General features: G+C 61.3%; 19 protein-coding genes and 2 pseudogenes. All 21 read right to left on the bottom strand.

Annotated elements, in window-relative coordinates:
- Window positions 1-28: 28 nt before the first annotated feature.
- The 21 genes and pseudogenes from SAJA_RS02290 to SAJA_RS02395 all read right to left on the bottom strand — a co-directional run bounded on the left by SAJA_RS02290 (window position 29) and on the right by SAJA_RS02395 (window position 20,566).
- On the bottom strand, window positions 29-670 hold the full coding sequence (locus SAJA_RS02290) for a hypothetical protein (RefSeq protein ID WP_123657051.1): 642 nt from the start codon (window positions 668-670) through the stop codon (window positions 29-31).
- A 916-nt stretch (window positions 671-1,586) separates the two neighbouring features.
- Window positions 1,587-3,395, bottom strand: coding sequence for a MobH family relaxase (mobH, locus tag SAJA_RS02295; protein ID WP_123657052.1), 1,809 nt, complete (start codon window positions 3,393-3,395; stop codon window positions 1,587-1,589).
- Window positions 3,396-4,216: 821 nt separating this feature from the next.
- Window positions 4,217-5,104, bottom strand: a complete 888-nt coding sequence (locus SAJA_RS02300) for an ArdC family protein (protein ID WP_123657053.1) — start codon at window positions 5,102-5,104, stop codon at window positions 4,217-4,219.
- Between the two features lie 115 nt (window positions 5,105-5,219).
- On the bottom strand, window positions 5,220-5,879 hold the full coding sequence (locus tag SAJA_RS02305) for an STY4534 family ICE replication protein (RefSeq protein ID WP_425471632.1): 660 nt from the start codon (window positions 5,877-5,879) through the stop codon (window positions 5,220-5,222).
- Window positions 5,880-6,099: 220 nt separating this feature from the next.
- Window positions 6,100-7,143, bottom strand: coding sequence for a DUF6685 family protein (locus SAJA_RS02310; RefSeq protein ID WP_123657055.1), 1,044 nt, complete (start codon window positions 7,141-7,143; stop codon window positions 6,100-6,102).
- Entirely contained in the window at window positions 7,136-7,339 is a 204-nt protein-coding gene (locus tag SAJA_RS02315) for a hypothetical protein (RefSeq protein WP_123657056.1), read from the bottom strand. Before SAJA_RS02315 ends, SAJA_RS02310 begins: the two co-directional genes overlap by 8 nt.
- 2 nt (window positions 7,340-7,341) lie before the next feature.
- The gene (locus tag SAJA_RS02320) at window positions 7,342-7,722 is read right to left on the bottom strand and encodes a hypothetical protein (protein WP_123657057.1); all 381 of its coding nucleotides are present in this window, start codon (window positions 7,720-7,722) and stop codon (window positions 7,342-7,344) included.
- A 213-nt stretch (window positions 7,723-7,935) separates the two neighbouring features.
- Window positions 7,936-8,088: a recombinase family protein gene (locus SAJA_RS02325; protein WP_342777533.1), complete on the bottom strand. Its 153-nt coding sequence runs from the start codon at window positions 8,086-8,088 to the stop codon at window positions 7,936-7,938.
- 75 nt (window positions 8,089-8,163) lie between these two features.
- A pseudogene (locus SAJA_RS15515) lies at window positions 8,164-8,253 on the bottom strand (glutaredoxin family protein); the annotation flags it as partial.
- 68 nt (window positions 8,254-8,321) lie between these two features.
- Window positions 8,322-8,732, bottom strand: a pseudogene (locus tag SAJA_RS15315) (copper resistance protein B).
- Window positions 8,733-8,827: 95 nt separating this feature from the next.
- A complete protein-coding gene (locus SAJA_RS02345) occupies window positions 8,828-10,234 on the bottom strand; it encodes an NADH-quinone oxidoreductase subunit N (protein ID WP_123657060.1) in 1,407 nt (468 codons plus the stop codon).
- 1 nt (window position 10,235) lies between these two features.
- A complete protein-coding gene (locus SAJA_RS02350) occupies window positions 10,236-11,720 on the bottom strand; it encodes a complex I subunit 4 family protein (protein ID WP_123657061.1) in 1,485 nt (494 codons plus the stop codon).
- Window position 11,721: 1 nt separating this feature from the next.
- Window positions 11,722-13,551 (bottom strand): NADH-quinone oxidoreductase subunit 5 family protein, encoded by a 1,830-nt coding sequence (locus SAJA_RS02355; RefSeq protein ID WP_123657062.1) that lies wholly within the window; start codon window positions 13,549-13,551, stop codon window positions 11,722-11,724.
- Window positions 13,551-13,856: an NADH-quinone oxidoreductase subunit NuoK gene (gene nuoK, locus SAJA_RS02360; protein WP_123657063.1), complete on the bottom strand. Its 306-nt coding sequence runs from the start codon at window positions 13,854-13,856 to the stop codon at window positions 13,551-13,553. Before nuoK ends, SAJA_RS02355 begins: the two co-directional genes overlap by 1 nt.
- Before the next feature lie 13 nt (window positions 13,857-13,869).
- On the bottom strand, window positions 13,870-14,475 hold the full coding sequence (locus SAJA_RS02365; RefSeq protein WP_123657064.1) for an NADH-quinone oxidoreductase subunit J family protein: 606 nt from the start codon (window positions 14,473-14,475) through the stop codon (window positions 13,870-13,872).
- Entirely contained in the window at window positions 14,472-15,386 is a 915-nt protein-coding gene (locus SAJA_RS02370; protein ID WP_245963208.1) for an NADH-quinone oxidoreductase subunit H, read from the bottom strand. Before SAJA_RS02370 ends, SAJA_RS02365 begins: the two co-directional genes overlap by 4 nt.
- Window positions 15,383-16,633, bottom strand: a complete 1,251-nt coding sequence (locus tag SAJA_RS02375; RefSeq protein ID WP_184999710.1) for an NADH-quinone oxidoreductase subunit D-related protein — start codon at window positions 16,631-16,633, stop codon at window positions 15,383-15,385. The genes SAJA_RS02370 and SAJA_RS02375 overlap by 4 nt, the downstream gene beginning before the upstream one ends.
- A gap of 2 nt (window positions 16,634-16,635) precedes the next feature.
- The gene (locus SAJA_RS02380) at window positions 16,636-16,986 is read right to left on the bottom strand and encodes an NADH-quinone oxidoreductase subunit A (RefSeq protein ID WP_123657066.1); all 351 of its coding nucleotides are present in this window, start codon (window positions 16,984-16,986) and stop codon (window positions 16,636-16,638) included.
- A gap of 97 nt (window positions 16,987-17,083) precedes the next feature.
- Window positions 17,084-17,893: a copper resistance protein B gene (locus SAJA_RS02385; protein WP_123657067.1), complete on the bottom strand. Its 810-nt coding sequence runs from the start codon at window positions 17,891-17,893 to the stop codon at window positions 17,084-17,086.
- Window positions 17,886-19,871 carry a copper resistance system multicopper oxidase gene (locus SAJA_RS02390; protein WP_123657068.1) on the bottom strand — a complete coding sequence of 662 codons (1,986 nt, stop codon included), beginning with the start codon at window positions 19,869-19,871 and terminating at the stop codon, window positions 17,886-17,888. Before SAJA_RS02390 ends, SAJA_RS02385 begins: the two co-directional genes overlap by 8 nt.
- A gap of 50 nt (window positions 19,872-19,921) precedes the next feature.
- Window positions 19,922-20,566 (bottom strand): c-type cytochrome, encoded by a 645-nt coding sequence (locus tag SAJA_RS02395; protein ID WP_123657069.1) that lies wholly within the window; start codon window positions 20,564-20,566, stop codon window positions 19,922-19,924.
- Window positions 20,567-20,771: the final 205 nt, after the last annotated feature.

The raw sequence follows: 20,771 nt of genomic DNA on the forward strand, positions 1-20,771 counted from the left end.
CGCTGCGTGTGGGCCCGGCGTATGATCATCAGTTCATTGCTTCGATCCAGCGCGCCATACGCTTGCGCGAGCGGCGGTTCTTCAACCGCATGGTGGACACGCTTTGCGGCCGGATCTTGAGATCATCGCCGTTAGCCGCTTCACCCTGAATCAAAAAGTCGCGCTCGAAGCCGATGGAGTTTCCGTCGGGGCCATAGTTGATGATCGCCGTCATGCGAATCGACTGCAGGCCCAGGGTGGTCAGATCATCGTTGTCGATATTCGTGACCGAATTCTCGCGGGCCGCCTGCAGGATCAGATCGTTGAAGCTGCCGGTCGTCATCGAGCATCCGGAGTTCAACGGGCCCTGGCGCGTCACCGAGCCGTCCTTGAGATCCGGCTGTTCGCCGCGGGACCGATCGATATCGGTGATCGAACACGTCGTCTCTCCTTGGCTGGTCGACAGCGTGATCAGCAGCAGCTGGATATAGACCGGCTCATGCGACATGTTGCTCAACAGACAGATCGAGCTTGTATCGTTGCCATAGGCCTGGTTGATCAACAACCGCGAGCGGCGTTGACGCTGAAAGCTGTACAGCAACAGTTGGGCATAGAACAGCCATACCAGCAGTGTGAGAAACGTCCCCACGGCCGATAGGCCGGAGGCGTTGTCCATGATCCAAGACCACATATCAATACTCTTTTTCTTTTTAGATGATTGGCCCACGCCCGTAGCCTGGCCAGTCGCTATCCATGAATGAGGGCGCGAGATAATAGAGCGTGCGTGTCTGATTGCTATCCGTGCGCGTACGGAGCGTGCGTTACGGATGGCCTGTCAGACGCATTCCCGGAGCTTTGCAGGATGTTGCCAGCGAGACGGCAAGACACGTACGGGCACACCGGGTTGTTGCAAAACAACCATTGGGGTTGGGCCCCGTCGACAAAATGTTCCAGGCCCACATCCAGCCCGCAGCCACTGACTGGAAATCGTTACACCGCCCGCGGCGCAGACGCACTTTGCCCGCGGTGAGATGGCAAAGCCATGACCGGAGGCTGAGTAAACGTTAAGGAGAGTCGGTGCCGATCGGCACACGGCGTACGACCCCTTGCGAGGCGCCGACTGCTGTCAGGGCCACACTATTTGGGTCGAGATGTCGCGTGGTGCCGGGGCGGCTCCAATAAATAAAATATAAGGCAATGATAATAAATGTTTTTAATTTTATCCAAGTATAACGTACCCCCAAAAATACCCCCAGCGTTGTATGACTAGATATTCCAGGAAGGCTGCGCGAGCGTAATACACCTGTGTCTAAATTCCGCCAAAAGCTATTTTCGACGACCATATGTAAATGACAGCTCACACAGTTTGAAGGCTGTTAGCTGTCACGAGAGCCGCGCCTATTACAGCGAATTCTCAAACCTCTCGCGAAAGTGCGCAAGGCGCGAAACGCGGGCAATCCGTCAGATACGGCCTCGCTGGCCGACTCGGCCATGTCCGCGGCAGTGAAATCGGCGCAACGAATTGTCATCTGATAAGGCTGATGACTGTCGAGCATCGATAACCCGATGATAAACGGTATTTTGCTGAGCGAGCCGAGGAAAGCAATTCATTCCGTCTGTAGCAATGTGATCGCCGCGTTCGGCTTTGGTAGATTCACGCCGAGCGACCCAGCGGCATCCGGAATCAGAATCACCTTCAGCAGAGACTGTTTCCGGCTGCCTGTTGCCCGGCATGTCCAGATGTTTTCGTCGTTGGGTGTCTTCCGGTGTAGTCTCAGCTTCTGAAACCGCTTTTGTGCGTGGCTCCAATTCGCTGAGTCAAAATCGCGGAATATCCGCGGTGAGACTAGCGCTAAACCTTCCGGCACGACATGGATCCGCGCCTGGGCGGTGTTGATTGGTACCGATTCAAGCTCGATCGACTGTTTTAGCCAGGCGAGGAATCGCTCGCCCGCATCCTCGCTGGAATCCATGCCGTCGACGTGGCCATCACCCTGATGCGGTTGTGGGTCTGATTCAGGAGCCGACGAGCTAGGTTCTGTAGCAGCGGCGTCCTCGACCGCCGAATTAGCCTCAATGTTGAACGGTAAAGGTAACTCATCTAGTGCGTCCTCATTACTCGCGTTGCTTACCGCAGTCGATTGATTGCCAACATCGCCGTGCGGTGATGAGGCGCCGGTGGCAGGTGCTTTCTGGTTCTCAACCGACGGCTCATTCTGGAGCGATGTCTCGCTGGGCTTTGTCTTTTGCTGATCGGCCATGACGGACTCGACAGATCCATCCATAACGACGGGTCGACGGGACGAGTCTGGCCAAATCTGGTCTGCCTGAAATCGAAGGCACGTCAGTTGCTTTTGCCAATCGGCGATTGTGATCGAGCAGAGCCAGACTGCGCGGTCTTCGTTGGGAACCAATAGACCGTGCTGTTGCAACTCGTCCATAAGCCGATCATTCCGTGTCGGGATGCCGGTCTGGCCTTCCTCGATCAGATGAGTGCGGAGCTTGTCGAGTGTGGTCTTGGACACCAGCCAAAGCGTGTCGCCGTCGAGATAGGCCGCCGCGCCGCGACGGTTCATCGGCAATTCGCCGTTATCCAGCAGATAACGCAGACCAGTGATCAGGCGCTCAACAAGCGGCTTGGCCTTGGCTGTCGGCAGTTGCACGTTCTTGCGGCCACTGAGGTTGCGTGCGACCGACAAGCCATCCGCCTTACCCACGATTTCACCGATGGCGCCGGCGTCGGTGAGATCACCCTGAATGGCCGCGAGCCAGTTATGTAGTGCGCTCTGATCGCCCGCGATCCACCGTAGTCCTTCGGTTGGCATGAGATGGTGCGCCAGCAGCGGCGGGATCCGCTCATGGTGGCGATAGACACGCTTCGGATTGAAGTCGATGGAATACGTTGCCCCGATCGGCATCGACCCGTGAACCGGCGACCAAGCGCTGCGCCGGCCATATGTTCCCTCGTAAAGCGTGATGCACTGATCCGTGACCGGTTTACCGAGATCGTGGAGCAGGGCGGCGGTAACGCAGGCATACGTCCACAGATCCTGCACTCGAGATTGAACCTCCGGGGCTTCGCCGCGCGGGAGGATGACGCCCTGTTTCAGATCCAAGGTGTGGCGCACGACTTCGATACCGTGCTGTAGCAGCCCACCAACGCCCCCGTGATGATGGGATTCCGACGCCGGAAGGCGCTGAACCAGGGCCGCATAATTATCGAAGACCGCTTGGTACAGAGATCGCCAATGTTCAGCCGGCACGCCGGCGCGGGCACGGATCGCTGCGAGCTCGCCTTTAAACGGGGCGAGCAATTCCGATGACGCTAGAACTTTGAAACGATGGCGTTCGGGGCCATCGGCCGTTCCAGCGTCCTCGCTGGGGCGCAGCCATTTCTTGAAACGCGAAACGATCATGATGAGCGATCATGCTGGATCGGACCGGGTTCTGGGTGCAATAAATTCACTCGGGCACCGAGTGAATTTATACCCTTTCGCCCTTTCAACGGGCTCTATAGCGACCTTTGACCGGGTAAGCCCATTACCATTGAAAAACCTATTCCATTCGGCCCTTTGCACCAGCCCTTCGGCCCTTCGCCGTCACCGCTGTTGCAACGTGAAAGGCCGCGCATCGGCGCGGCCTGGGTGACTACCGTATTGAGCGTGTTGCTCGCGACGCGCCGCACCGTGAAAGCGCGCATCGCCTGATTGGAGGAGTGCCCCAAGGCTATGATATCGGCCTCGCCGTCAGTAAGGCCCGGTCATGCGGGTTCGGGATCGGGGCGTCGGAACCTGATTCATCTTTGGGCACGGATTACCGCACAAAGGGGCGCCGTCAACTTCCGGAGACGGGCAGCCGGCGTGGTCAAGGAAGGCCGTGGCCTTCCCGTGATCGGCTCGGAAGCCGGCCCTGGGAAGGCCACGGCGCAACCACGCCTGAATCAGCTAAAAGAGGGGCGCCAGTACACACCTGGCGCTATGTGAAGCGTTCCCGGCTGTCGATGGGCTGAGATTGAGCGTCTGTGCCCACCGAGAACGCAGGATCGGATCCTCGAAAGGACACTCCGTCTCACGATCCGAGCGGAGTTTGCTGCCGAAGCAGCAAGGGCCGTTGATAACCGCAACGGTACGGATGAAATCGTTGCTGCTTATACTCGCATGATTCCATTACGCGAGTCATTCCCGGTAAAGTGCGATGAACCGAAAAAAAGCCCCGCGTTGTGCGGGGCTGTGTGGGTTCAGGCCGTTTTGGGCGTTTCCTGTGTCTGCAGGTGGCCAATCAGCCATTGATAGGCGGTCTCGGCTTGAGCCGCCGCCCGGAAAATCGCTGACTGGTCCTCTTTGAGGATACTGAGCCAGTAATCGATATAGCCCGCGCTATCCTCGAAGGTCTGGCCGTGCAGGCCGAGCGCTGACATCGCATAAGTGGCTGTAATCTCGGCGATAAGCTCCTCGAACGCGTAAGCGCCCTTGCGAACAGTGGTCTCGTACTTAGGTCGATTGCAGCGATCCCGCGTCTTGGTGGCGTGGGCCAGTTCATGAAGAACGGTGACGCTGTAATCCACCGCCGAACTGAACCGATCGCGGTCGGGCATCGCAATGATGTCCGTATTCGGTTGATAGCAGGCCCGTGTGCCGCCGTGCAGAACGGTAATCCCAATGGCATTAACGATCCGCTCGACCGCCTCGATTGGCTCGAAACCGAACCGCGGTCGCGGATCCGGGGCTTCGAGGCCGTCGATCTGATCGAGATTGAAGACATTGAAGTATCGCAGAATACGAATCTTTTCTGTGACAGCCTCGCCGTCTGCGTCGACTTCGTCGGTCTCTTTCTCGATGGCCTTGTAGAAAACAGCCGGTGTGCTGTGCTCATCCTTGCGAACCTGACCGCCCAGCTTCTGGGCCTGTCGGTAGGTGAGCCAGTGGCCGGTGCTGTACTTCTGATCCAGCTGCATCGCCCATAGGATGGCCACGTTGATGCCGTGGTAGTCATCGCCCGTGGACAGATTGACCGGGATGTTGAATGTCTGAGTCTGATCCCAGGGGCAGCGCCAGGGCCGTGTCCCCTGTTCCAGTGCGTGAATGAACTGATCGGTGATCTGTTGCCGAATGTTGGTTTTAGCCATGGTGTTTCTCCATAAAAAAACGGGGAAACACCGATCCCGCAGGGAACGATGTCCCCCGATGGGATTGAAAGCGAAGTAAAAATCGGGACGCGAACGTCCCGATTGGTTTGGCCGATTAGGCCGCGGTAGCAGCTGGCAGACGCCAGACCTTGTCCTGGCCGTCGAAACGATAGCCTGCTTCCTTGAGCGCGGCTTTGCGCTCCTGGAAGTCGGGATCGTCTTTCGACAGCGCGACTTCGGCCGGCATGCCGTCAGGATCCGACTCGGGCGATTCAGGCGTGGCCGCTTCCGGTTCGGGGGCGGTCTCGGATCCAGCGTCGCTATTTTGCGATTCCGGTTCCTCGCCGTCGTCGGATTCCGTCTCGGTGCTGTAGACAGTCTCGCCATCGATCTTGATGAAGCCGATGTAGAGCAGGCGGGCTTTCAGGCTGATGCCTGTCTCGCCGGCACGTTCGCCCTTGGAATAGGTGAACGTGTCGGGATACAGATCTCCGAGCCGGAAACCGATCAAGACCTTGCGGTCTTGTGCTACGGCATTCTGATACTGCGGGACCAGTTCGATCGCCTGGGCACCGCTGACACGGCAATCAAAACGTGTGTGATTGACGTTATCTTTGGAACCGTGCAGTGCCGCGATGTCGCAAGCCCAGAACGGCGAACCGTTCTTGGGGCGAACTTCGCGGACGCGGTTCAGATAGCCGATACCCTGCGTGTGAAGATCGAAATATTCAGACATGGTGTTTCTCCTGGAATAGGGGATACACCACACCCTCATTGGGGATGATGATCCCCAAGAGTGGGTTGGAAGATGCCGCAAAAGCAGCAGGTTTATAAGAATGGATCGAACCTCGAAAGGCGTCTCTGTTCGCGATCCGGAGAGACTTCAAGGGCCGCTATCAACCTAGCGGTAGGGTTTCAGGTGTAAGGCAACCAGATTAGAAACGTTCCGTCAAGCGAAGGCCGCCATGGCAGCGCACGTCAGATTGATGCGATCGCTATAAATGGGCAAGTTGCTCTGAAATTCGGTTGCGTAACGCTTCATTGATACGGCCCGGCACCGCGTCTGCGCCTAGCTCAATGACTCGGTCACCGACCGTCTGCTGCTTTTTGGCAATATCGAGCAGCAAAGCACAAAGATCGGTGAAGCCGGCGTCGCGAAGAACATCTGCGGCGCGCCGTGCGCGCTGGTCGCTGCGCGGTAGAAAAATAGCGCTGGCAGGACCGAACCGGTCTGGCAAGGGAATCCAGTAGAAGGCGGCGCCAAACGGCCTCATGGCATCGATGAAAACGCATTCGGAGTTTGCTTCGGCGTGAGCAGCGAATATGTCGAATTCGTCGCTCAGGGCTTCGATTGCGAAGCTGTTCAGGGAGGTCTGATGAATCTCCGCTTCGATAATCACAGGGAGATCGAAGGAGCGTGAGAGATATTGGGCTACAGCAAAATGATGGCTACCGCCAACGTTCGATAGAAAAACCCGACCGTCCCAAGCATAGGACGACAAATGATCAGCGGGATTCTCGCAGTGGATGATGCGAATTTCATCGTGGGCCAGCGCTCGGTAGAACGCAGTTTCATCGGCTTCGCCAAGTTCTTTCTTGCATTCATGGCGTACAAAGTCGGTCAGACAATCATATTTTTCTAAGGGTCCTTTAGAGCAGCTCAGACCATCAATATCGCGTATATCAATGGCCACTTGCCGCTTGGTAGTCGACGCGAAATCCAGAAGTGGCTGACACGTTCGTCGGTGTCCTCGGTAATCGCCAAATGAGTCACGAGCCCAGCCTGTAAGTAGGCCATCTTCGCGGCGTGGAAACATGAACACGGGCCATTGACCGAATCGATGCCATGGGGCTACCAAAGTCTCGTCGATACCGCTGGATGCAACACTGATAGCGGGCACGTCATCGGCCGGAAAATGCTCGGTCCACGCCGTCAGACGAGCAGGTGTACCCAACCAGTCATGAAATGATAACCACGCCTCATCGCGCATCGAGCGCCAATAGCCGGCCCACGTTTTGTTGCCGATTAACTCACTCATCGGACCGTTGTTGTGTCGGAATCTCGCGTTGTCGTTCTCGTGCCAGGTCGATCAGCGTTTCAATGCGGATCAACCGTTCTGTATTGGCCGTGACCGATTGGTGTAACGCATCTACTTCGGCGCGCAATCTGTCGACACGCTCGGTTACCACGGTCATCTCGCGGCCAGCGGAAAGAAGCGTTGTCCAGACACTCATCGCTAGGCCTGGATCAAATGGGCGACGCCCGAGATGAGCGCCGGATCCTCGGCAGCTTCACGCCGTGTGCGCTCACGGATACGCTCTATCCATGCCGGATCGGTAAGCTGCTTTCGTGCCTTGGTGGCACGTTCAAGTGTGCCCTCAATCTTCGTATTCAGGTCTTCGATCTGCCTGAGCAGATCCGCGGCCGTTGCCTCGACTATCTCTTGCTCGGATGCATTAAGCGCATCCGAATCAAAAGTATCGATGGCGCGCCGGATAAGCTCGGCATCGGAACTCAGCCCGAGTTCGGCACGCAGCGTCTCGATTCGACGTACATGCGCAGCGCTCAGGTGATACTGCTTGCGCAGCATCCTAGGCTCTTCGTGATTGGTGGCCATAATCAACTCTGCAGTACTGACTCAATCGTATTGTACACCTACACATCCGCCGACACATGCACAGCTTGCCGCGGCTACATCACTGCTTTGGGGGCGAGGTTGCCGATTTGACGCGATAGCCGCGATGTATTTGACTCGTACAGATCACGGTACTTGCTTGTTGTTTGGCGGGCTCGATGCCTGGCTGCTGACGAGCACGGCGATCCTCGTAATCTAATCATCGTGCGCCATCTGTAGCGCGACCTTGAGCAGCATCTCCTGGACGGATTCGAGCACGACTTTCGCGACACCATCTATTTCGGCGGCGATGTCCGACAGATCGACGATGCCAGGCACGGCCAGCCGAGCACCTTTAGATACGTGCAACTCTCATCAGTGACTTGCTATCGGATGAGCTCAAATCATAGGTCAGAAGTGTCTAATGGACCCGGACAAGTCCACTTGACGCTCCAATAAGTCCTTGGACTTTAGGCCAAATGGACAAAGGTGATCGTCCATCACCATGCGGTAAAGCGTTGCGATCTTGGTCATTGGTGTACCTCTGCGTTGCCGGATTTGAAAGTCTAGGTCGCGAAAACGGCGTAGAACCCTCGCGACGCTCAGTACCAGGCCCTGATGCCTATGACGAATGCGGTCGACGAGGTCGCTTCACCTTCGCATTCAGCGATGTCTTCAGTCTCACCGTGCAGCGCCTCGTAGCGCACGCCGACGTAGGGCGCGAACTCGCGCTTGATCTCGTAGCACAGGCACGGGCCCATCTCGGTGTCGTTGACGCCCTGGCCCAGACTGTACTCGGGTACGTCGTTGGCACTGGCGCCGAGTTCCAGGCGCGGCTGCAGGATCAAGCGTTAGCTGAGCGGCAACTCGTACTTGAACTCGCCGCGGAAACTCACGTCGCCGTCCTCGCTGACGAATAGTGCGGTATCGGACTCGAGCCAGTAAGGTGCCAGACTCTGTATGCCAAGCACGGCGAAGGCGCGGTCGGCACCGGGGCTGGTGTCGTAGCGAATACCCGCCTGGGCGCCCCCGAAAGGGGCTGATTATGCGGTTATACAGCGCCTGACACTCGGTGTCCTCCAGCCGCCGTGAAATCACACCAACATCCTTAAGGTAGCAGCATTACTCGCCCAAGCTCAGACCATAGCGGTTCAGCTAGGATACCGAGACCGATCGTCAACAACGTAGCCAGATAGAGCGCCTTTTGGGCCCAGCCACCGAGTACTGGCACCGGCCCGTCGAGATCACCAAAGTACACGGGACCGAGTACCCGCAGATAATAGACTAACGAAACGACTGTATTGATGACGGCGATCACGGCCAGCCAGGCATAGCCGGCCTCGATCGTGGTCACGAACAGCGCCAGCTTGCCGACGAAACCGCCCAGCGGCGGGATGCCCACCAGCGACAGAAAGCTCACCACCAGCACCGCAGCAATCCCGGGCCGGGCCGTCGCCAGCCCGCGGTAATCGGCAAGATTCGTCCGGCCGCGCAGTTGCGTGACCGCCGCGAATGCTGCCAGATTGGCGGCCGCATAAGCGCCCAGGAAGAACAGCAAGGCCGGTATCGCCTGCGCGTTCAGGCCGACCGCGGTAACCGCCATCAGAGCATAGCCGGACTGTGAAATCGACGACCAGCCCAGCAGCCGGCGCACGTCGCTCTGGCCGAGCGCCCCGAGATTGCCAATGGTCATGGTGGCCACGGCAAGCGTGGCGACAAGCGGCCGCCAGGCGACAACGTCGGCCGGAAAGATTGTCACCAGCCGTGCCAGCGCAATGGCCGCGCCGATCTTGGGGGCCACGGTCAGAAACGCGGCAGCCGGTGGCGGCGCGCCCTCGGACACGTCGGGCATCCAGGTATGGGCCGGCACCGCCGCCAGCTTGAAGGCGACGCCGACCACGACCAGCGTCAATCCGATCAGTGCCATGATTTGGGGCGCGCCGGTGGCGGCTTTTGCTATTTGCGCGTAATCCGTGCTGCCGAACAGGCCAAAGAGCAGCGTCACCCCGATCATGAGCAGCGTATTGGTGAGCGCGCCGACCAGGAAATACTTCATCCCCGCTTCCACCGACAGCGGCCAGGCGCGGTGGTAGGCCGCGAGCGTATAGCCGGTGACCGACGACAGCAGCACCGCCATGACTAGCTGCAGCAGATCGGCCGCCCCGGCAAGCAGCATGGCTCCAAGTGCTGCCAGCAACAGCATGGCGTAATACTCACCGTGGCGGCGATCGCTGCGCAGCCATTCCGGGGTCAGCGCCACGCAGATCGCGGTGGTGGCCAGAATGAGCAGGCGAGCCCAAATACTCGCGCCGTCGAGCGCCCAGACGCCGGCGAACGTCAGCCGCGCCGGCTCGCCCAGCTGTAGCGCACAGAGCACGGCCGCGGCGAACAGGCTGGCGAGCGCCCCGATGGCAAGCCGCCAGTGGTCCTGCTGGCGCATGAACGAGGCGGCCAGCAGCAGCACGACCGCGCTGACCAGGACACTGATCTCGGGCAGGACGTCGCCGATCGGCATGCTATGGCCCACCGGTGAGCACCGCCGTGGTGCTGTTGATCAAGGTCAGCAGCCAGACCGGGTAGATGCCGATGACAACCACCAGCACCGCGAGTACCGTCAGCATCCGGGTTTCGACCCGGCCGAGGTCGCTGAAATCGGACCAGCGCGCGGGCAGTTCGCCAAAGAACAGCTGCTGGAGCATCTGCAGGAACAGGGCCGCGGTGATCAGGATGCCGACGAGCCCGATCGCCGCCAGCCACGGATAGACGCCGAAGGTGCCGACAAAGATCTGCAGCTCGGCCACGAAGCCGGCCAGCCCCGGCAGGCCGAGACTGGCAAAGGAGGCCAGTACGGCGAAGCCGGTGAGTCGGGGGGCAACCTGAGCCAGGCCGCCGTAGGTTTGCAGATCGTATTCACGGCCGCGCTGCCAGAAGACGCCGCAGATCAGGAACAACGAACCCGTGATCAGCCCGTGGGCCACCATCTCGACGGTCGCGCCGGTCAACGCCATCTGACGCGCGGCCTGCTCGCCACCGCCGACCAGGGCGCCGGCTGCGGCGATGCCGAGCAGCGAGTATCCCATGTGATTGACCGAGGTATAGGCAATCCGGCGCTTGAGATCGCGCTGTGCCATCGCCACCAGCGCGCCCCAGAGAATCGAGACCACCGCAACGATTCCGAGCGCGAAGGCGTAACGCGCGAAGGTCGCGCTCATCATCGAAAACGGAATACGGATGAGCCCGTAGGTGCCCATCTTGAGCAGCACGCCGGCCAGGATCGCGGACGCCGGGCCGGGCGCATCGACGTGGGCCGGCGGCAGCCAGGTATGCAAGGGCACGAAGGGCGTCTTGATTCCGAGACCGATGACAAAACCGAGCAGCACCAGCGCGCCGCGCACGTCCATGCCGGCCAGCGGCTGGCGCGCGATGAGTTCGCGCATGTCGAAGGTGACCGGATCGGTGGTCAGCACCAGAGCAATGATCGCCAGCAGCATCGCCAGCGAGCCGGCGAAGGTATAGACAAAGAACTTGAGCGCGGCGCGCTGGGCGTCGCCGTGACCCCAGCGGCCGATCAGAAAGAACAGTCCGACCAGGCTCAGATCGAAAAACACATAGAACAGCAGCAGATCCAGGGTCAGGAACACGCCCAGCGACACCGCTTCCAGGAATAAAAACCAGGCGTAGTACTGGCGCGGTCGACCCTGGGTTTCGGCCGGCCAGGCGATCGCGGCCACGAACAGCAGGGCGCTCATGGTTGCGATCGCCAGGGCGATGCCGTCCACGCCCATGCGCCAGCCGACCCCGAGCGAGGGAATCCAGGGATAGCTCTCGACCCATTGAAAGACCGGCGCGCCCGCTCCGGTATCGAAACCGATCCAGGCGATGATCAGCAGCAGCAGCGGAATCGCGCCGAGCACGCAGGCCACCTTGCGGCAGCGGTCCTCGTTGACGTAAAGGATCGCCAGCGCGCCGATCAAGGGAACCAGAATAGTCAGCGTGAGCATGTCAGCTCCCTGCGAGCAGAATTAGGGTCAACACCACGACCCCGATCGCGATGAGGGCGAAATAATGATGGGAGAGGCCGGTCTGCAGGCGACGGCTGTCTTCGCCGCCGAGGGCGACCCAGCGCGCGGACCCTTCGGGCAGGCCATCGGCCAGGCGTTCCAGAAAATGCCAGCCGGTCTGGGCGATCGCTGTGGCCGCGGCGGCGATACGCCCGACCGTATAATCGATGACGTGGTCGTCGAATCGGGCGCTGTATTGCGCCAGCTGGCTGGTCGGCGCCACGACGAGCCGATGGATCGCGACCGGCAGGCCGAGCCAGTCGGCGCTGGCGGCCAGCGCGCCGTCGCCGCCCAAGGCCGGATCGCGACGGGCGACCAGCAGGCCCGCATAGAGACCGGCCGCGACCGCGATCAGCGAGCCGATGGTCTCCCAGCGCTTGAACGCGGGCAGGCTTGCGGCAAATCCCTGTTCGAGCGCGTCGCGCACACCCGGCAGCCAGAGTGCGCCGAGTGCGACACAGGCCAAGGCCAGCAGGGCCAGCATCACGGTCTCCAGCCGGTATGGCGGCTTGGCGCTGTGCCCGGCCTCGTCGCCCGGACCGAAGACCGAATACTGGAAACGCATCGCATAGGCCGCACTCAGACCGCCGGCAAGTATGACTGCGATCGCCAGCGTCGGCCCGGCGTGGCCGGCGGCCGCGATCACCGCCTCCTTGGTCCAGGCCGCGCCCAGCGGCGGCACACCGGCCAGCGCGAGCGCGCCCGCCGCACTCAAGACCGTTACATAGGGCAGGGTGCGCGCAAAGCGCATGCGGCTCAGCTCGAAACTGCCGGCCTGTTCGCCGGCAATGCCGGCACCCAGGAACAGCAATGCCTTGAATGCCGCATGGCTCACCATATGCGCGAGCGCAACGCCCGGATAGCCGGCGCCGACAGCGACGAACATGAGCCCGTACTGGGCCGAGGTCGAGGCGGCCAGCAGTTTTTTGGCGTGTGGCTGCAGCAGCGCCACCGTGCCGCCGGCAAGGGCTGTGACCAGACCGATGCCGATGGTGACCGGGCCAAACCAGGCGGCGCTATCGAGTACCGGATGCAGCCTGATCAGCAGATAGGCGCCGGCCGCGACCATGGTCGCCGCATGCAGCAGCGCCGATACTGAGGTCGGACCGGCCATCGCGCGAAACAGCCAGGGCGCAAACGGTACTTGGCCGGATTTGGCCGCGGCCGACAGCAACACGCCGAATACCAGCAGCTGCTGCAGCGGACCGTCGAGCTGGCCCAGCCCGGCAAAGGCGAAGCTGCGAGTGCCGGTAAACGCCGCCATCGCGGCCAGGAACAGGCCGAGATCGCCGAGCCGGGTCGCTACGAAGGCATAGCGTCCGGCCGCCGGATTGTCGGCGTCGCGCCAGCGGTGACTGATCAGCGCCCAGGAACAGGCCCCCACCAGTTCCCAGCCGATCAGCAGCGTCAACAGATCGGCCGCGATCACGAGCAGTTCCATAGCACCGACGAACAACAGCAGCAGGGCGATCAGGCGCTTCAGGCCCTGGCTGTCCTCGTGGGCCGTCGCATAGACCACGACCGGCAGAGCCACCGCGGGCACCAGGATCGCCATCACGGCGGAGAAATCGGTCAACCCAACCTGGAGCCGTAGTGCCCCGCTCCACGCCAGCTGTCCGCTCCAGCCGCCGAGCGCGGCCCAGATCGCGAGTGCCAGGGTGGCGGCTAACACGCCAGCGGCGGCGATACCCAGCGTCGCGCGGCGCTCGCCTGCGCGCAGGAAAACCGCCGGAGCAGCCAGAATCGGGATGAGCGCGAGTAACCAGAGCATCAGTGCTTCATGGTGCCGAGGCTTTCGGTCATATCGGCCTGCCGGTTGCGATAGACCGCGGTGATCAGCGCAAAGCCCACCGACATTTCCACCGCCATCACGGCCATGGTGACGATGGCCAGCAGTTGCCCGGTCGGCACGCCGCCGGCGGCCAGCGACCAGAAGCCGACTGCGGCCAGCAGTACGCCGTTGAGCATGAGTTCCAGGCCCATCATCAGCATGACGAACGACTGCTGGGAAAGCGTGCCATAGAGGCCGATGCCGATCAGGGCCGCGGCCACGAGCAGGATAGCGGTGAGGGTCATTGTTCTCGTCTCCTCAATGATGGTGATGGCCGTGGCCGCCGCCTTCCTCGGGCAGACGTCCGGCCGGCTGACCGCCCGGTTCCAGGGGCGGCGGAACAGAGCCTTCGTCCGCGGGACCGAAGCGCCCGCTGCGGCTCGACAGGATCACGCTGGCCACCATGGTCGCCAGCAGGGTCACGCCCGCGGTTTCGAAGATCAGCATCGAGTCGCCGAGCAGTTCCTTGCCGAGATCCGTTACCACGCGCGCGTCGGAAGCGACCGGGTTATCCGCAAAGTCGGTGACCAGCATCACCGCCGCCAGACCCACAAACGCAGCGATACCCGCGCCGATCGAAAAACGGTGCTGATGCACCATGACCATCGGGTTCAGGCCGGCGGGATTCATCATGTACATGACCATGAACAAGGCCATGACCATCATCTCCACGCCCATCATGAAAATGGTCGCAATGCCGAGGTAGGGTGCGCCGAGCAGCAGCATGATCAGGCCGACCGCGATGAACGAGGCCAGCAGCAAAAACGATGCGCGCACCATCGAATCGGTACAGAAAACCCGCCAGCCGGACACGATTGCGGTCAGGGCGAAGATCCAGAAGGCCATATCGTCCACAACGCTCATAGCGCCACCAGTCCGGCCCAGACGAGATCGATGAACGCCAGCGGCATGAGCACGATCCAGATCAAGGTCAGCATCCGGCTCGGTGAAATACGCGCAAATAAGTGGCTGAGCGCAACCAGCAGCACGAGCACCACGGCCGTTTTGAGCAGCAGCCAGAGCGGGCCCGGCAGCACCGGCCCGAGATAGCCGCCGAGGAATACGGTCGCCGCCATGGCCGCCGTTGCCACCAGCATGGCCAGGCGCGCGAATTCCCAGACCAGCCGCGCCGCTCCCGAGATCTCCGAGGCCGTGCCGTCGGCCAGATCGGCCGAGTCCGCATAGTTGAACGGGCCTCTGAAGCTGAGAGACAGGCCAAGCAGCAGGAACAGCGGGAGCCCGAGCGGCTGGCGGATGACATTCCAGAGTTCGTGCTGGGATTCGATGATCTTCGGAACGGCCAGCGACTCGGCGGGCAATGCCGCCGCGATAAGCACGAACATGCTGATCAGCATCACCGGTAGCCCGATGGCGACATAGCGGTAGGCGCCGATCAGGCCGAGTTGAGAATTGGCCGACCAACCGTGCAGGAAGACGACCACGACCGTCAGCGCTTCGACGGCGCCCCACCAGACGATGCCGACTTCGAGGTCCGCAAGCACGCTGGCGCTGGAGAAGGGCACGAGTGCGACGCCGGTACCGGCCAGCCCGGCATACAGTGCAGGCGCCAGACGCCAGTTCAGCAAATCCGGCGCTTCGGTCAGGTTGGACTGTTGACGCAGTATCGTGGCGCACCGGTAGAGCGGGTTGGCGAGCGGCGCGCGCGGCTGTCGACCTTCGCGCGCGGCCGCCCAGAGCCCGTCGAGCACGGCTATGTACCACGCCATGCCGAGGAGGAAAGCGACCCAGGTCATGGTTAGAACGATCGGGGTCATGGGGCCTCCAGTGGCGCCATGCGACACAGCGCGGCGCTATCGAAACTGTTGAGCACCAGCAGCGCCTCACTCCATTCAAGCCCCGGTAACAGCTCGGTTACGCGATAATCGATCGGCGGTGCCCGATGCGCCCATGGCGCCTCGATAAGTGCGCCATGGTCGATCATCGCGTCGGGTGCCGCCGAAACGAGCGCCAGCGCTTGTTCGGCTTCGTCGAACCACTGCGCCAGACGCGCTCGACAGTCGCTTTGTGTTTGCATGACCGGCGTGAAGTCGAGTCGTGTGTACGTTGGGTTGTCGCTGCGGTGGTCGATGGCGTGGCCGGCAGCGCGTTGTACCGGGCCGCCGAGTTCACGCGCCAGTCGGTCATCGATCCGACCGAGCCCCGGCGCGAGTGCAGCCTTCAAACCGGATCGGGCGGCCGCTTTTCGCAGCGGCGCAATAGCGATGGTCTCGTTCGCGCGTACGCGTGCCGCCAATATTTGGGCGCGCCGACTCAGTGTTGGCAATCCGACGAGCGACAGGAGGCGGGCGATGCACACGAGATGGTGCGCAGCGCGTGCTCGCTCGATCTGCGCAAGGGCCGTCGTTTCGTGCAGCAAGTGATCGAACGGTACGCGATCGACGTCGCGCGGCGGATAGGTTGGGTTAACCACTTCGGCTGACTGGATCACGTCGCCCTGGAACGTCACCTCCAGTACCAGTCCAGCGGGCCAGTACGGCATGAACGGGCCGATCTGGGTGGTGTAGACATCCAGCGTTAGCCCGTCGCGAATATCCGGCGTCGGCGGCATGGGCATCATGCGCCCGTAGGGCACGCCACCCATCATCCCTTCGCCGCCCTGACCGTGATCGCCCTTGCCGCGCCAGGGTGCGGGTGGCTCGTCCGCGAGCCGGTGGGTCTCCGATGCATGGGCGCCGGAAATCAGGTTGCGGTAAAGCACGCGTAAAGCCACTACGGGATCGTCGGATGACGCAGCGCGCCGCGCTTCGTCCACGTCGTCGCCCTGTTCGTCTCCCCACCAGAACGTGGCGCGTGGGTGCGGCAGCTGGTCGTGGAGTCGGTCGAGATAGGCCTGGTCGCTATCCCGGACGCGGCCCGCGACTAACAGGATACTGGCGTGCCGGGGTGTGGCGGTTACGTCGATATCCGCATTCCGCAGCAAGCGCTCGACGGCAGGGGCGCGGTCGCGCCCCATGGCCACGAATACCGGCACGGGGGCGCGTGCCGCCAGGCGCTCGAGCATCTTCACTGCCACCGAAAGATACCTTCGCGCCAGCCGTAGAGGATGCCCACCGTGAGGATGGCGAGGAACATGCCCATCTCCGCGAGCGCCTTGACGCCTTCGGCGACGTACACGACCGCCCATGGGTACATGAACATCATCTCCATCTCGAAGGCGATGAACAGCAGCGTCATCGAGTAGTAACGCACATGAAAACGCTGCCAGGCGTGCGTGTTCGGTGCGCTACCCCCGAGAAACGGGATCTTCTGCGACTCGACCACGCGATCGCGACGAGTGCGTGCCGCAACCCACTGCAACAGCAGGGCGCCCGCCACGATCGTGCCCATGATGGTGAGTAGGCCCGTTAACGCCATTGGGTTTTATCCTCTTTGGCTCGCTGCAAGCCCGTACGCGAAGTCCACAGACATGCTAATGAGATGAACGCCCTCCATACATCCGGTGATTTCCCTATCAGTACCAGGCGCGGATACCGACCACGAAAGCGGTCGACGACGTTTCCTCGCCTTCGGCCTGGGCGATGTCCTTGGTTTCGCCATAGCTCTGCTCCCAGCGTACGCCGATATAAGGCGCGAACTCGCGCTTGATCTCGTAGCGCAGCCGGATCCCCATCTCGGTGTTATTGAGACCGCTGCCCAGTCCGTATTCCGGCACATCCTGGGCTGAGGCATTGATTTCGGCCCGTGGCTGCAGGATCAAGCGCTGGGTAAGCAACAGCTCGTACTCGAATTCGCCGCGGAAACTCACGTCGCCGTCTTCGCTGACGAACAACGCCGTATCTGATTCGAACCAGTAGGGCGCGAGCCCCTGCAGGCCAAACACCGCAAAGCCGCGGTCCGGGTTTGGATTGACGTCGTAGCGCAGACCGGCCTGGGCGCTCCAGAAAGGCGTGATCGTGCGGTTGTAGAGTGCTTGGAACTCGGTGTCCTCCGGCGAGCCGCCACGCATCGGGCCCTCGCCTTCGGTCTTGAGCCAGAGCTTGTTGTAATCGCCGCCAATCCAGCCCTGGGCGTCCCAGAGATAGTTGTTGGTCCCGTCGACGTCGCCGTATTCGAGGCGATCGATCAGAAAGAACTTATGAATCTGCTGATCTTTGATGGGCTTTTTCCAGGCCAGCGGCGCCCCGCTTGAGGGCTCGACGGGCCCCTGGGGGATGACCGAGTCGAGATCGGCTTTGCCATCGGATGCCGCAAAAGCTGGGGCCGTAGATCCCAAAAGAAGAACGGCCGCGCCGAGGATGGTTGGGGTCGATTGTTTAAGCATTCTTGTCTCCGGATTGATCGCTCACGCGCACGACGCGGAACATGCCCATTTCCATGTGATAGAGCAGATGGCAGTGAAAGGCCCAGCGGCCCGGTTCGTCTGCCGTGATCAGCAGCGATGCGCGGGATCCCGGCAGCACGCTTAGGGTGTGCTTGAACGGCAGGTGCTCGCCCTGGTCGTTCTCAAGCTCCATGAACATGCCGTGCAGATGGATGGGATGTTCCATCATCGTGTCGTTAACCATGATCAGCCGAATCCGCTCGCCGTACGGAAACTCGATCGGCGTGGCGTTGGAGTACTTCACACCGTCGAACGACCACATGTAGCGGTCCATGTTGCCGGTCAGGTGTACCTCGATCGTGCGCGAGGGTTCGCGGCGGTCGCGCATCGGGACCATATTGCGCAGCTGACTGTAGGTGAGCACGCGATGGTTGACGTCCTCGAGCCCGGTCCCACGCTCGCCCAGGCGATCACGCTGAACGTTGGCCACGGTCAAGTTGCCGGCGCCGTGATGATCCGGGCCGTGCTTGGCTATGACCGGCCCGGATTGTTCCATCATCGCGCCCGTACCCATGGACCCGGCATTCGGGCCCGTGCCATGGGCCATCTTTTTCATATCGTGGCCCATGCCGGCCATTTTTCCAGACATCTTCGAGTCGGCCATCTTGTGGCCCTGATGCGACATCTCGGCCATGCCGGAATCCTTTTTAGGCATGTCCATCTTTTGCATCGAGCCGTGATCCATCGCCATCTGGCCGTGGCCCATCGGTTTCGGGCGCTTGCCCTGCGACATCTTCATGCCGCCCATGCCCATCTGACTCATGTCCATGCCCATATCGATCATCGTGCGCTGGGGCTGCTCGCGCAGGGCGGGCACGGGCGCGACCATGCCGACACGCGGCGCGAGTGTGCCGCGGGCATAACCGCTGCGGTCCATGGTCTCGGCCATGATCGTGTAGGCCTGATCGGCCTTGGGTTGCACGACCACGTCGAAGGTCTCGGCGACGCCGATCTGGAATTCGTCGGTCTCGACCGGCTGGATTTCCTTGCCGTCGGCCGCGACCACGGTCATCGGCAAGCCCGGCACGCGGACGTTGAAATAGGTCATTGCGGAGGCGTTGATTACGCGCAGGCGAATACGCTCGCCGGGCGTGAACAGGCCGGTCCAGTTGGCATCGGGATGCACGCCGTTCATTAGATAGCTATAGGTATGGCCGGTGACATCGGCGATGTCACGCGGGCTCATGCGCATGTCGCCCCAGGCCAGGCGATCCTTCAGAGTCGTCGCGACACCGGATTGGCGAAAATCCTCGGCCAGATCGCCCAGCGTGCGCTCGCTGAAGTTGTAATAGTCGCTCATTTCCTTGAGCTTGGCCAGCAGACGATGCGGATCCTCGAAGGTCCAGTCGTTGAGCACGATGACGTACTCGCGATCGGCGTTGATGCCGTCGTCGTTGGCCGAATGAATGACGATCGGCCCGGTCTGGCCGACCTGTTCCTGTAGGCCAGAATGACTGTGATACCAGTAGGTGCCCGCCTGGCGGACCGGGAAATCGACTTCGAAGGTCTCGCCAGGATCGATGCCGGGAAAGGCGACGCCGGGCACGCCGTCCATCTGGAACGGCAGCAAAATGCCGTGCCAGTGGATCGAGGTCGACTCGTCGAGATGGTTATGCACTCGGAGATGGGCGTTCTGTCCTTCCCAGAGTTCGACGATCGGGCCGGGCGTGGTGTGGTTCAGCGTAATGGCCGACGCGCGACCGCCGGCGATATCGATCATCTCGCGACGGACATGGACATCCATGACGACGTCGCGCGCGCCGCCGCCCGGAACCTGGGCCGCTGCGGTATTGAGGTGGCGTGTCATGCCCTCGCGGGCATAGGCGGGCAGCAGGGCGTTGAAACCCGCCAGCAGCCCGGTTGCGCCCATGGCCCGTAACAGGCGACGGCGGTCGCTATCGTGTGTTCGATCACTCATTGAAGGGTGCTCCTGAATTCGTGTTCTGTAGATGGACGAGTCCGTGATGCTCAGCCGTGTGCATGAGCACTACCGTTCGGATCTGAATGGGGCTGTTCTTGGGCCTCGCCGTGTGAGTCTGGATGCCCGCTGGCCTCGTCCGAGGCGTGACCGCCACCGTGGCTCTCGTCAGATTCATCGTGATGGCCTTCGTCCCCATGGCCGATGCCCTGAGCCTTAGCGGTCTGCAGCATCTGCCGGTAATCGGAGGCGGACATGCTCGGCAGTTGCTCGACGAAGGCGGTCATCGCCCATATCTCCTCGTCGCTATGCGACGCGCCCCAGGCAGGCATGGCCGATGCCTTGATGCCGTGCTTGATTACCCAGAAGAGTTCAGCCGGACTTTTCTCTTTGGCCGCATGGGTAAGCTCCGGTGGTTTGGGGTACATGCCGCGCGCAGCGACCGACTGTTGGCCGCCGGGCGGGGCATGACAATCGCTGCACATGGCGTCGAAGTTGGCAGCGCCTGCCAGTAACTGGTCTTCAGAGCCCAGCTTCGGGGCTTCGATGCCGGAGGCCTGTTTTTCAACCGAGCGATGGACCGTTTTCTGTAATGCCCAGCGCGTGATCGGCCAGTGTTCGCTAGTCGCCGCGACGTTATAAACACCGGAATAAATGACTCCGGCGGCTGCGGCGCCTACGATGAGCAAGCTCACGAGTAGGGTCGCTATGACAATTTTCCAAGTTCGCACAATGCGTCTCCGTGGGAACGGTGACGCAGCACGGCGCTCTAGGACTTTGCTGAGATAACCGCCAAGTGGCGACTTTCAACAATCTCCTAGTGAAACGCTATGCAAAAGCCGCAACCACCGTTCTGATTGATGTTCGGCGCATCATTAATGCACCAAAAGCTTCAATTAG

The organism is Salinisphaera japonica YTM-1 (assembly GCF_003788585.1).
GTDB classification, from domain to species: domain Bacteria; phylum Pseudomonadota; class Gammaproteobacteria; order Nevskiales; family Salinisphaeraceae; genus Salinisphaera; species Salinisphaera japonica.